This window comes from Streptacidiphilus pinicola, from assembly GCF_003258295.1.
In the GTDB taxonomy this organism is placed as follows: Bacteria; Actinomycetota; Actinomycetes; order Streptomycetales; family Streptomycetaceae; genus Streptacidiphilus; species Streptacidiphilus pinicola.
Genome location: NZ_QKYN01000154.1, coordinates 1 through 12879, shown reverse-complemented (window position 1 = coordinate 12879; position 12879 = coordinate 1). Strand labels below are relative to the sequence as shown.

Here is a 12879-nt window from a genome sequence, read left to right as displayed (position 1 = left end):
AGGTCCTATTGACGGCTTTTCGGCTTCTTATCCGGGTGCGGGCGCACGGAAAATCCCCGCCCGCGGAGCGCGGACGGGGATTTCGTCGGGGAACAGGTGAGCAGCTCCGGCCTTCAGCCGGAGGGGTGCGTCACAAGCAGGTCTCGTGGGCGTCGGACACGCATCCCGAGCAGAACAGGGCCGTGCCCGGCAGCGGCGTGGTGCACACCGGGCAGCAGCGTTGCGGCGGCGCCGCGCTTTCGATGTAGCCGTGGGCGAGCACGGCCCGCAGCGCGGTCTCCGCGTCGCGTACCTTCGGGTCCGTGCGGGGGTCGCTGCCGAGCCGCTCCACGTGCGCGATCACGCCGCGGGGGACGCCCGCTGACTGCCACAGCTCGCGGCAGGCACCCCAGGAGCGTTCGCTCCAATGGAGGCGCTCGGCCAGCCGGGCCATGCGGGTGCGCTGCGCGGCGCCGATGATGCCCTCGCCGCTCGCGGCGGCCAGGACGGCACGTAGCTGCACGGTGGAGACCGTGAGTTCGCGGTGACCGCGGTCCGTGTCGAGGGCGACGGCCACATCCGCGTCCGAGGTCAGTGTGCCGAGCCGGTAGAGGGCGTAGACGTCGCCGACGCCGATCATGCCGAGCGGCCACAGGTCGGCGGCGCGAAGCGCGCCCATGCTGGACGCGCCGACCACGGTCCAGCCGGCGTCCAGGAGTTCACGGCACTCGGCCGGGGTGACCGTGAGGGACCCGCCGAACAGGCCGTCGACCAGGACCACTGTCCCCGGACGGCGCTCGTGCAGCCGGGCCAGGTCCCCGCGTCGGACGGGGGGACGCAGCTCGACCTGTGCCAGCAGCTGCGGGTCGAGTGGCTGCAGTGACGGGGCGCCGTAGACGACGGGACGGGCCTCGACGGCCGGCTGCAGGCCGCCGAGCAACGCGGTGAGCCGGCGGTCAGGGCGTGCCATGGTGGCTCCTCGCTGGGGCGGGTCCGGAGTCGACCATGCCGGGGATCGCGACGTGGACCACGGGCAGGCCCAACGAGGGGACCGTCAGGTCCGTGTAGACCAGGCGCGGGTAGCCGCCCTCCGCCAGCTTCGAGGCGACCTCGGCCAGGGCGGCGCGGGTGGACCCGGGCGGTGGTGCGGGGAGCGTGCCGAAGTCGGTGACGCCGCACGCGCGGGCGGTCAGGGCTCGCGCGGTGAACGCCGCACGCTGCGGGTTCGGGTCGCTGCCCTCGATGGGCATGGCCCGGTCGAGGTCTTCGTGGGTGCCCTGGATCGCGGTGGCGCGGGCCTGGGCCGCCTCGGTCAGGGCCCGGCGCAGGGCGACACCGGCGTTCAGGTGGGTGCCGTACCCGGCGGTGAGGGGACCGGTCTGGCTGACGCTGTCGTCGAGGACGAAGACCGCGAAGGTCGGCAGGACGGTGGTGCGTGTCAGGTCGACGACCAGGGGAACCGCGTCGGCTTGCAGGAACTGCTGGACCAGGGCGTGGTCGGTGCTGCCGGTGACGGTCGCGAGGTCGAGCAGGCGGCCGGGACCGCCGCTGAGGTAGCGCGAGGTGGCATCGCGTTCGATCACCTCGTACGCAGCGTGCAGAACGGCCTCGGCAGTCGTGGCGCCGGAGGCGAGGCCGGTCGTGCTGGGGCGCAGCGGGCGGGCACGGCGGGGCGGCGCCTGGTAGGGGAAGACGGCCGGTACCCATACCGGGCTGCCGTCGGCCGCGTCCCTGCCGCGGATCCAGTCCATCGGAGCGTCCGGGTACCTGGCTATACCGAGGTCGTACGCGCCGAGGTGGCGGCCGGCCGCCTCGAGCTCTGTCGGCCAGGCCGTGAGCGAGGGGCGGGCGAGCGCGGCGCTGTGTTGCTCCACCGCCTCGAACAGCGCCGAGGCAAGCGCCTCAGCCGGTGTGGTGCCTTTGCCCCGGCACAGCGTGATCCTGCCGGTGGCGCCCGTGCGGGTGGTGCTGAAGACCGGGATGCCCAGCTTGTCCAAGGGTGTGAGGTCGGCGACGCGGCTGATCCCCAGGCGATGGCGCAGCGGCCAGACGAGGTCGAGCGCCGGCTCCGTGGCGAGCGAGCGGTGCGAGGTGCCGCAGTCGACGAGGGGCGTGTCGGCGGCGCAGTCGCTCAGCCAGGCCAGCGCATGCGCGGGTCCGGCACCTCGGGGCACGGCGCGGACGGGCCGCTCCACCAGCTCAGTCACGGACCGCCTCCCGGGTGCGGACGATCAGGCAACGGGCCTGCAGGGCGGTCAGGAAGGCCAGGGCGTCGTCGACGTCGACGACGACGCCCTCGAGGCAGTCGGGCAGGTAGTCACCAAGCCGGCGGCCCGGGCCACTGCCCGAGAGCGCGGCGAAGCACCACTGCGGCAGCAGGAGACCCTGGCGTCCCTCGGCGCCGCCGCGGATGCGCCTCGCCACTCCGTTTTCGTCCTGTTCGCTGGTCAGGCTCACGCCCGGGCCGAGGGCGACGCAGGTGTCCAGTGTGAGCATCGGGCTGCCCCCGTCCAGGCGGCGCACCACCCGGCTGCCGAGGACCAGTGCGCCCAGGTGCGTGGCGAGCAGCATGTCCAGGGCTTGGCCAGGGGTCTCGATCATCGGCTCGCCGCGCCGGTTGAGGGAGGTGTTGACCATGATGGGTATCCCGGTGCGCTCCCCGACCAGGTGCAGCAGCCGGTGGACCTGCGGGTTGCTCGCCTGCGACACCGTCTGGATCCGGGCGGTGCCGTCCACGTGTGTGACGGCGGCGAGCTTCTCCCGGTATGCCTCGCGCACCGGGACGACGCGCAGCATGTGCGGAGAGGGTTGGTCGATCTCGAAGTACTCCGCGGCGACCTCCTCCGGCACGATCGGCGCGAGCGGGCGGAAGTCCTCACGGAACTTGATCTGGGAGTTGATGAAATCCCAGGTGCTGCGAAGCCGGGCGTCGGCGAAGACCGAGCGGTGGCCCAGCGCGCGCGGCCCGAACTCGGAACCTCCCTGGAACCAGCCGATCACGTCGCCTGCGGCGATGCCGTCGGCGACCGAAGCCAGGTCGAGGTCGCTCACCTGGACCCGGTCGCCCACGAGGGCAAGGGCCGCTTCGTGGTCGGCCTGGGTGTAGGGGTGGCCCAGGTAGTCGCTGAACTCGCCGAGTGGACGCCGGGTGGTTCCGGTGAGGCGGTAGTGCGCGGCGGCGGCCGCTCCGAGGCTGACGCCGGAGTCGCTGCTCGCGGGCAGCACGAAGAAGCGCTCGGCGCCGCTCTCACGGGCGATGCGGTCGTTGGCCACGGAGTTGAGGGCGACTCCGCCGGCGTAGGCGAGGTCGCGGCATTGCGGGACGAGCGACATCGCGTACGACATCCGCTCGCTGACGGCGCGTTCGAGGTCCGCCTGGACCCGGGCGGCGAGGTCGGCGCAGGCCATCGGGTCCCGGGCGGCGCGCCGGTCGCGGAAGCGGTCCTTCCAGGCGGAGGTGAAGACGGGGAGTCCGTGCTCGCCCGGTTCCAGGAAGCTGGCTCCGATGTTGTCGGCCTTGCCGTAGGGGGCCAGGCCCATCAGCTTGCCGCTGCCCTCCTGCCAGTCGCCGAAGACGTACTGGCTCACCGCGGCGTAGGTCTCGCCGATCGAGGAGGAGCCGACGCGGACGTTGAAGGAGTCGGCGGTCTCCCGGAACAGCAGCCGGTACCCGCTCCGGTCGAAGTGGTAGGCGGAGAAGACGTGCACCATGGGCAGGCGCCCCTCAAGGCCCCGGTCCAGGTACTCCTTCAGCTCCGGTCCGCTGATCAGCAGGTCGTCGGTTCCGAGCACCGATCCGCCGGAACCGTCGCACACGGCCACCACGGCCTCGTCGAACGGCGAGCCCCAGAACGCGGAGAAGGCGTGTGCCAGATGGTGCGAGACGTACACCACGCGCTCGTCGAAGGGGTCGAACAGGTCGAAGTCGGCGGCGGCGGACGGCACCGACAGACCCACGTAACCGGGCAGGAGCGGCTGGGCGTTGAAGGCGAACACGTCCACCTCCTCCGGGCGCAGGCCGGCCGAGGCGAGGCAGTAGTCCGCGGTCACCCGCGAGTCCAGGCAGCCGACACCGTCGTGCTTGCGCCGGGTGAGGCGTTCCTGCTGGATCGCCACGAGGGGCACACCGTCGTCCAGCAGCGCCGCGGAGGCGTCGTGACTGGCCGAAATCCCGAGGATCACCGGTCCCCGGCCCGAGGTGCGCTGTGCTGACGGCCGGGTTGGTTCGGGCTCCGTGTGTTCGGCGCCGGAGACCACGACGGCGGTCGCGCCGGTGATCGCGACGTGCGCGGCGGCGCCCATGGAGGCGGTGACCGCGAGCTCGATCTCCTCGCCGTCGGGCAGGTCCAGCACGGTCCAGCCGGCCCCCTGGGTGCGGCGCGGCTCAGACGTGGCGGTGTTCCCGGTTGGACGGGGCTCGAGGGTCACGGCCACGTCGGGGGTCGGTGGCATCCAGGACGGGGCGTCCTGGCCGGTACGACGTTCGCGGGGGCCGGCGGCGGTGACGGCGAGGCGCAGCGGGCGGTGCCCGGCTGCGGTGATCCTCAGTCCGGCGCCCTCGGTGGGCAGGGTCAGCTGCCGGATCCCGCGATCGGCGTTGTCGCCGCGGAGCAGTTCGACGAGCGGGGCGTGGGCCAGCACTCCGCGCGGACCGGCCGCGGCCAGCAGCGCCGCGCGCAGTTGCGGGGAGGGCACCTGGCCGTCCGCTCGCAGCCGGGCGAGCAGAGCGGCGGCCAGTCCCGCGACGATGCCCGTGGCGGCGGAGGTGCCGCGCATGGGGTGGTCGCCGTCGGTGCTCCAGGCCGTGTAGCGGGCGTCAGGGACGAGGAGCTGCGGTTTGTCCCCGAACGGGTCACCGCCGCACCAGGCGTTCAGTGTGCCGTCGGCGGCGCCGAGGCCCACCGCGACGGCGGACGGGCTGGTGGCGGGGAAGCGCAGTCGGCCGGGGCCGTCGTGCCCGGCCGCGGCGATGAAGAGCGCGCCGTCCGGGTCGCCGGCGACGGCCTCGAAGGCGCGTCGCACACCGAACTGTTCGGCCTGCTGCTCTGGCGCCGACCAGGGCAGCGCGACGATGTCGTAGCCGCCCTCGGCGACCGCTTCGCGCAGGTCGTCCTCGAAGGTGTCGTTCCCCAGGTGGGCGGCGGTGGCGTAGCCGATCTGTGCCCGGCCCGCCAGCTGCGAGCAGAGGCTGCCGACGCGCTGACTGTGTGTGTCGGCGACCGGGGCATTGGCCACGGCGGCACCGAGCACCAGGACCCGGACCCCGGCGCCGAGTCCGGCGGCCTGGGCCGCCGTCAGGCCTAGCGCCTCGGCCGGGGAGAGGGCCGCCGCGGGTGCGCTCGCGTCCGTCCCGGTCATCGCGCGCCCACCGGAACGGTCCGGGCGGCGGACGTCAGGTCGGGAGTCCAGCCTGCTTCGGCGAGTGCCCGGTCGACACGCTCGACGTCCTGGTCGAGGTCGTCGGAGCTCAGATCGACGCCGATCTCGTAGGTGACGGCGCGCAGCCGGGGGCAGTTCGGGAGCGCCTGCTGCATCAGTTCGATCACTTCGGGGGCCATGCTGTGGCTGTGGGTGTCGAGGTACCGGTTACCGAAGGTCGGGTCCACGTACCCGCCGGCGACGTGGATCTCCACCACTCGTTCCAGCGGGAGGGAGGTGAGCACCTGCTCGTACCTGCGTCCGGTGGCGACCGCGTAGGAGAAGACGTGGGCGACGTCGAGCAGCATGTCGCAGTCGGCTCCGTCGGTGATCCGGTGGAAGTAGTCGCCCAGGGTCATCCGGCCGACGGCGAGGGTGCAGGAGGGGATCTCCGGGACGAAGGGGTAGCGCGTCACCTCGCGCATCGCCTCGATGCCGGCGATGACGTGGTCGGCGCTCTCCTGCTCGAACAAAGGGGGCGTGAAGTAGGGCAGCGGGTACGGGCCGACCGACCAGAGCCCGATGTCCTCGCAGATCCACACGGCGTCCAGTTCGTCGCTGACGGCCTCGAGGCGCTCCAGCAGCTCCAGGTTGGGGCCCTGGGGCGCCGCGGGGGCGACCCCTGGCAGGTGGTGGACCACCGGCAGGCCCTTGGCGCAGTCGGCCACGAAGGTCCGGGCCGCGAGGGCGTCGGGCAGCGACACGCAGGACAGGTGGCTCAGCCGGTCCGCGTACTGCTCGCACACGTCGGCGATGGTGCGCGGGTATCGCCGCCGGTGCTGCCAGTCGAATCCGAAGCCGAACCGGGGCGTTGGTCCGGTGGCGCCGACTGTGTCCATGGTCAACCTCGCAGCGGTAGTAGCGTGGCGGCGGTCACCTTCCCGCCGGGGAAGGCCGCGACGACGATCTGGTAGGTGCCTTCCGGTCCGATCGCCTCGGGTTCGAGTGAGGTGGGCATACGGCCGCGGTCGTCCACCAGCCGCCACGCTGACGGGAAGGTCTCCACCTGCAGGGCGCCGGGGATGTCGGGTGCCACGAGGCCGCCGCTGTCCCACGGGGAGGCGGGAGCGGCGGCCGGATCGGGGGCGGCGCCGGGCAGGCCGCTGGTGCAGGCGCACACCTCGGGCGGCGGGGCGATCAGTTCCTGGGTCGAGAAGCGGGCCACCAGGCCGAAGAGCTGCAGGACATCGGCCCACAACTGGGACTGCTCACGAACGCGGGCGTGGGCGAACAGGCAGAAGTTCTCGAAGAGCGTGGTGCCGAGCGGTCGCCAGAAAGCATCGGAGTCGGCGTAGTCCTGCACCTGACGGGCGAGCAGTCCGTTCGGCAGACACCCCCGCAGCGGCGGACAGGTGCGCTCGAGCTGGCGTTGCAGGTTGCGCATGCGCGCAGCCCGCTCCACGGCGAGGGCCCGCTCGTCGATGGTGCTCAGTACCGCTGCGGTGGTGTCGGCGACCTCGGCCGCCGGGTCGCGAAGAGCCTGGAACGCTGTCCCGGCCGCGGTCGAGGAGTACATGAGGCGCAGAAGCAACTCGGTGCGGGCGCTTGCCTCGTCGCGGTGCATGAGCTCACGCGTGCGCTCCACGGAGAGGGGCTGCACCGGCACTGTCATGGCTTTCGTCGCCTTCCGTGGGGTCTGGCAGGGAGGGGAGGAGGTGCGCATGCCCGCTCGCGGGTGGGCCGCCCTGCGAGCGGGCAGATCGCGCTTCTTACTCCGACCAGTCCTTGTTGGAGGTGATGGAGCTCCACGAGACGTCGTCGCCGGCGATGGCGCGCAGCGGGTTGACGACCTCCTGCGCGTGGGTGCTCACGAGTCGCTCGATGACCGCAGAGCGGACCTTCTTGCTGCTGTCGATCGCGGCGAGGATCTCGTTGATTTCGGCCATGAGGACCTCCACTTGACGGGGGTGATCACCAGCGCGGATTCGCGATCCGGGCGCTGGCTGCCTGGCTCACTCCAGGTGCCGCCAGGCAACCAGACCGTGACCATGGGCGGCAAATATCATCGGATTTCATGAATTGCGGGTGTGGGTGGTCGTCACCCGTGGTGCCCGGAACAGAGCAAGCGAGCGTCGACCAACTGTCCGAGCAGCTTGTCGCCGAGACGGTGCCGGTCGCGCTCATCGGGCCTGAAGCCGCCCGTGCGGGCGAGAAGCGTGCGGCATGCCGCCGCCTGCTCGGCGGTCATGACCACCTCGCTGTCAGCCGTGCGCAGGCGCACCTGCGGGCCGTCCACCGCCGTATGCAGGACCGCTTCGGGATGGGCGTGCAGCATCGGGTCGTCGACGCCCAGGGCACCGGCCAGGTCCGGTCCCGGAAGGGGGTCGAAACGCTGCAGGTGGGTGGTGAGCAGCCTCTGGGTGAGGCCGGGGACGTCGGTTCGCGCCAGCAGCTCGGCCAGCCTGACCGCTGTCTCCCCCACGGCGGACCTGGCTGCCGCGGCCTCGTGAAGGGCCCGGGGCGGCAGTTCCTCGGCCAGGGCGGGCTCGAACGCCAGCTCGCTGGTCAGGGACTTGAGGACGTCCTGGACGGTCGTGGCCCACACCGCGAAGGTCAGGTGCAGGCTGGGACGGTCTCCGCTGCTGCCGCTGTGCCACCACCCGCGCGGGATCCACAGCACGTCACCCTCGTCCAACTGGAGCGTCCAGTCCGGAGGATCGTGCTCCGGATCGTCGTCGGGAGCCCACAGCTGCCACGTCTTCGAGCCCTGGCACTGCACCAGCCAGGCGTGCTGGGAGTCCTGGTGGGCACCGAATCCCTGCGTGGCACGCGGCGTCAGGTAGGCGTTGACGAAGACGGCGTGGCCGATCTCGCTCGACAGCCTGCGGGACAGGGCGCCGATGGGGGACCAGGACCGGTTGAGGCCCTGCAGGATCAAGGTGGCGCCTTCGCCGAGCTCGCGCAGAATCGCGGCGGAGTCGGCCAGACCGGTGACGTTCTGGGTGGTCGTGTGCGGCGCGCGGGTCAGCGTGCCGATCGGCAGGACTGATCCGTTGCGGGCCATTCGGAAGGCGGGTGTCTGGAGCGTCCGCCGGTTGACCAGGTCGTCGAGATCCGACCAGGAAAGGACGGATCGCAGCGGGGCGGCTGTCCCGACGCGTCGGTACGGGGTCCGCGGCCATCCCTGGGCGAATCGCGCGGGGTCACCGAGCAGCGGCAGCACCGGTTGGTCCTCGCTGTCGGGGGCTTGACTCGTCGGCACGTCCGTCATGCGGCGGACAGGGCCGGCAGCAGCGGGGCCGGGGTGCGGTCGGCGTACAGCCGGGGGAACGCGCCCTCCCGGATCGCGTGGATCTCACGGTCCGTCTCGTCGACGACCGCCAGGATCTGCTCCGCCCGGATGCGCAGCACCTCACCCGCCGCGGTGAGCTCGATGGGGCAGCGTCCCCTGCGTACGAACAGCGGGACGCCGAGCACCTTCTCCAGGCACTGGATCTGGGCGGTGACCGTGGACTGCGCGCAGTAGAGATTGCGCGCCGCCCGGGTGAAGCTCTGCTCCCTCGCGACTTCGCAGAAGGTCCGCAAATGGTGTAGTTCCATGATCACCCCTCCAACGTCGTCCGCCCGAATGGGCATGGTGACCGGCGAACGGGGCCTGGGCGCAAGGGTGAGCGCACCTCAAGCACGCACCCGGAAAAACGAGGGCGCGGATCCGCGACTTCAGCGGGGATCCGCGCGACGGGGCCGGACGGCCTGCGCCGCCGCCGTTCGCACACACATGGTGATGACCGCCCTGACCGGAGTCAAGGCGGCCGTCTCGTGGTGGGGTTCGGTTCGGATGGTGCGGCTCACCGCCACGCATCCGCGCGGAAGGACTCGCGTTGAGCGGCCATCAGCTCCGCGACCTGGAAGGCCAGGTCCAGGGACTGGGTGCGGTTCAGCCGGGGGTCGCAGGTCGAGGTGTAGCTACGGCGGAGATCCTCGAACCCCAGGTCCGAGCCGCCGCCGATGCACTCGGTGACGTTGTCGCCGGTGAACTCGAGGTGGATGCCGCCGGGGTGGGTGCCGATCGACCGGTGCACCTCGAAGAATCTCGTCACCTCCTCGGCGATGTCGTCGAAGCTCCGGGTCTTGATCCCGGAGGGGGCCTGGAAGGTGTTGCCGTGCATGGGGTCGCAGACCCAGGAGGCCACCGCCCCCTCCGCGGCGGCCTTCTCCACCAGGACCGGCAGCCGGTCGGACACCAGGCCGACACCCATCCGGGCCACGAAGGTCAGCCGGCCCGGCTCGCGGTCCGGATCCAGCCGGTCCATCAGGCGCAGCATCTCGTCCGGCTCGACGTTGGGCCCCAGCTTGACGGCCACCGGGTTGGCGAGGCGGGAGAAGAACTCCACGTGGGCGCCGTCCAGCTGCCGTGTGCGCTCCCCGATCCACAGCAGGTGGGCGCTGGTCGCGTACAGGTTGCCGGTGTCCGGGGCACGGCGCACCAGCGCGTCCTCGTAGTCCAGCAGCAGGCCCTCGTGACTGACGAAGAACTCCGTGGTGTGCAGTGCGGCGGGATCCACGCCGCAGGCGTCCATGAAGTCCAGCGAGTGGTCGATCCGGTCGGCGAGGGCCTCGTAGCGGACCCCGACCGGCGAGCTGGCGACGAAGTCCCGGTTCCAGCTGTGCGCCTGGCGCAGGTCGGCGCCGCCGCCGAGGGACTCCGCGCGGAGCATGTTGACGGTCGCCGCGGCTGCGGCGTGCATCCGGATCAGCCGCTCCGGGTCGGGGGCGCGCTCGGCCTCGGTGAAGCCGAATCCGTTGACGGCGTCACCGCGGTAGGCGGGCAGGGTGACCCCGTCCTGGGTCTCGGTGGAGCTGGAGCGCGGCTTGGCGAACTGTCCGGCCATCCGCCCCATCTTGATCACCGGGATCGAGGCACCGAATGTCATCACCAGGGCCATCTGGAGCAGGGTGCGGAACTTGCCCTGCACCGACTCGGTCGTGGTGTCGGCGAAGGTCTCCGCGCAGTCGCCGCCCTGGAGCAGGAACGCTCTGCCCTGCGAGACCTCGGCCAGGCGCTGCTTGAGCAGTTCGCACTCGCCGGGGGTGACCAGCGGGAGAGCGCTGCTCAGCCGGTCGAGTGCGGCGTCCAGGGTGTCGGGCCAGTCCGGTTGCTGGGCCGCCGGCAGGGAACGCCATCCGTCGATGTTGGTCATGACTACTCCCTCACAGTCGGCCGGTGGCCGGGATACGACTCGCGGACAGGAAGTTCTCCAGCAGGCGGAGCCCGCCCTCGGTGGTGACGCTCTCGGGGTGGAACTGCACCCCGGACACGTCGAGTTCGCGATGCCGGACGGCCATGACGTGACCGTCGTCGACCGCGTGCGCGGTGGCCTCGAGGGGATCGGGCAGCGGCTCGTCGAGGACCAGGGAGTGGTAGCGGGTCGCCGTCATGGTCGTGCCGAGGCCGGCGAACAGGCCGGTTCCGTCATGGCGGACGACGCTGGTCTTGCCGTGCCGCAGGCGGTCGGCGCCCCGCACACGTGCTCCGTAGGCGAGGCCGATGGCCTGGTGACCGAGGCAGATGCCGAGCAGCGGCACCCGGCCCGCGAAGGCGCGGACCAGCTCCACGTGCCCGGAGTCCGCGGGGTGTCCCGGGCCGGGGCCGAGGACGACGGCGTCCGGGCGGGTCGCGAGGAGTTCGGCGGGCGTCGCGGTGCGGCTGCGCACCACGTCGGTGTCGGCGCCGAGGCCGCGCAGGTACTGGTCGATGATGTAGGTGAAGCTGTCGTAGGCGTCCACCAGCAGGACCTTCACGGCTGCAGCTCCTCACCGGTCAGGGCCCAGTAGGCGGCGCCCATCTTGTGCAGGGTCTCCGCCCACTCCGCCTCCGGAACGGAGTCGGCGACGATGCCCGCGCAGGCGCGGGTGCTGTAGCGGTGCTCGCGGGCCAGGGGCGGCAGGACGGATCCGTCGACCGGATCGGGTTCGGGACCGTGGTGGACGATGGTGCGAATGCACAGCGCCAGGCGGCTCCAGCCGCGCGCGTCGACCAGACCCACCGCGCCGGCGTACATGCCGCGCTCGGTGTTCTCCAGTTCCTCGATCAGCTCCATGGCCCGGATCTTGGGCGCGCCGGTGACCGTACCGGCCGGGAAGGTGGCGCGCACCACGTCCCAGGTGTCCCGGGTGGGGTCCAGCCGGCCTTCGACGGTCGAGACCAGGTGGAAGACGTGGGAGTAGGTCTCCACCGTCATCAGGTCCCGCTCCTCGAGCGTGCCGGGCAGGCACACCCGGCCGACGTCGTTGCGGCACAGGTCGACCAGCATCACGTGCTCGGCGCGTTCCTTCTCGTCGCCCACGAGGTCGGCGATGCGCGGCCCGTCCACCTCCGGGTCGCCGCTCCGGGGCCGGGTGCCCGCGATGGGACGCATCCGCAGGTGCTCGCCGTCGCTGTCGAACAGCACCTCGGGGCTGGTGCCGATGAGCGCGGTGCCGGCGCGCGGCACCAGGTACATGTACGGGGAAGGGTTCCGGCGGCGGAGCCGTCGGTAGACCTGCAGCGGCCGCAGGGCGGTGGTCACCTCGATGCGGTGGCCGATCTGGATCTGGTAGATGTCGCCCAGGCCGATGTGCTCCAGGCACCGGTCCACCTGGGCCAGGTAGGTGTCCCGGTCCGTGGAGTCCCGTACCTCAGCGGGGGCCGGGCACCACTGGGTCGCGCCCGCGCGGGCCGCGACCTGGGCGGTTCGCACCGCACCGTGGATGCGCAGCGGCTCGGGCAGGGGGAACTGCCGGGCGTGCGCGGTCAGCAGCCGCGGTCCGTGCTCGTCGCCGTCGTACCAGATGGTGTTGCGGAAGAGGGTCAGCACGCAGTCCGGTTCGCTCTCGTCCCTTTGGGCGCCCTCCGGCAGCCGCTCCATGTGCCAGGCGGCGCCGTAGCCGAGGGTGGTGAGGAAGCCGAAGGCGAAGCGGTCCGCGGGAATCGCGGTGTGCACGGTGAACAGGGCCTGGGCCGCGGCGAGCAGTCGCCACACCTGCTCCGGGTCGGTCACGGTCGCGCGGGCGCCGTCGGGCCCGGGGACCATGCCCACCTGGCAGGACGCGGCGAGGAGTTCGCGCACGACGAGCGGGGCGCCGTGGAAGGACACCTCGCCGCGGTGCACCCGCAGTTCGGCCAGACGGTCGAAGCCGACGACCGCGGCGGCGTCCTCGGGTCGCGCCCCCCAGGAGCCCTCGAGCAGGAACACCTCGTCCTGGCCGAGGTACGACCGAAGGACGGCGTACAGCTCCAGCGGATCGTGCGGGGGCAACAGGGTCTCGTCGACACGGACGTCGATCGGGGCGGGGCCGACGTGGTCGTTCCGGGCGGAACTGTGTGTCGCGCTCCGGGGACCGGGTGGCATCAGCAGCGTGCTCACGGCTGTACTCCCTCTCAGGTCTTCAGCGGCTGCCCGCGGGGTGCGCCGAGCGGTGGTGATCTCGACGGCGCACGGCCGCGGATGGGCGCCTACCCGGTCGGCAGGCGGTCGGGGCGGCGGGCGGCCGCTGAAGACC

The 12879-nt window shown here is 72.0% G+C and carries 11 protein-coding genes; all 11 read right to left on the bottom strand.

The annotated features are described in order from the left end of the window. Positions 1-130 precede the first annotated feature (130 nt). Positions 131-949 carry a TfuA-like protein gene (locus DN069_RS32290; protein ID WP_111506796.1) on the bottom strand — a complete coding sequence of 273 codons (819 nt, stop codon included), beginning with the start codon at positions 947-949 and terminating at the stop codon, positions 131-133. Continuing rightward, positions 936-2186 (bottom strand): YcaO-like family protein, encoded by a 1251-nt coding sequence (locus DN069_RS32285; RefSeq protein ID WP_111506795.1) that lies wholly within the window; start codon positions 2184-2186, stop codon positions 936-938. Before DN069_RS32285 ends, DN069_RS32290 begins: the two co-directional genes overlap by 14 nt. Further along, a complete protein-coding gene (locus DN069_RS32280; protein ID WP_111506794.1) occupies positions 2179-5337 on the bottom strand; it encodes a carbamoyltransferase C-terminal domain-containing protein in 3159 nt (1052 codons plus the stop codon). Before DN069_RS32280 ends, DN069_RS32285 begins: the two co-directional genes overlap by 8 nt. Next, positions 5334-6236, bottom strand: a complete 903-nt coding sequence (locus DN069_RS32275) for a multinuclear nonheme iron-dependent oxidase (protein ID WP_111506793.1) — start codon at positions 6234-6236, stop codon at positions 5334-5336. The genes DN069_RS32280 and DN069_RS32275 overlap by 4 nt, the downstream gene beginning before the upstream one ends. Before the next feature lie 2 nt (positions 6237-6238). After that, positions 6239-7009 (bottom strand): hypothetical protein, encoded by a 771-nt coding sequence (locus tag DN069_RS32270; protein ID WP_133260111.1) that lies wholly within the window; start codon positions 7007-7009, stop codon positions 6239-6241. A 97-nt stretch (positions 7010-7106) separates the two neighbouring features. Further along, entirely contained in the window at positions 7107-7283 is a 177-nt protein-coding gene (locus tag DN069_RS40515; protein ID WP_165845731.1) for a hypothetical protein, read from the bottom strand. 152 nt (positions 7284-7435) lie between these two features. Next, complete coding sequence (locus tag DN069_RS32260) at positions 7436-8599, bottom strand: JmjC domain-containing protein (protein WP_165845730.1); 1164 nt, start codon at positions 8597-8599, stop codon at positions 7436-7438. A 5-nt stretch (positions 8600-8604) separates the two neighbouring features. Further along, a complete protein-coding gene (locus DN069_RS32255; RefSeq protein ID WP_111506820.1) occupies positions 8605-8937 on the bottom strand; it encodes a LysR family transcriptional regulator in 333 nt (110 codons plus the stop codon). A gap of 248 nt (positions 8938-9185) precedes the next feature. Further along, complete coding sequence (locus tag DN069_RS32250) at positions 9186-10538, bottom strand: class II 3-deoxy-7-phosphoheptulonate synthase (protein ID WP_111506789.1); 1353 nt, start codon at positions 10536-10538, stop codon at positions 9186-9188. A gap of 10 nt (positions 10539-10548) precedes the next feature. Then, entirely contained in the window at positions 10549-11139 is a 591-nt protein-coding gene (locus tag DN069_RS32245) for an anthranilate synthase component II (RefSeq protein ID WP_111506788.1), read from the bottom strand. Then, entirely contained in the window at positions 11136-12743 is a 1608-nt protein-coding gene (locus DN069_RS32240; RefSeq protein ID WP_243640035.1) for an anthranilate synthase component I family protein, read from the bottom strand. The genes DN069_RS32245 and DN069_RS32240 overlap by 4 nt, the downstream gene beginning before the upstream one ends. Between the last annotated feature and the right edge of the window lie 136 nt (positions 12744-12879).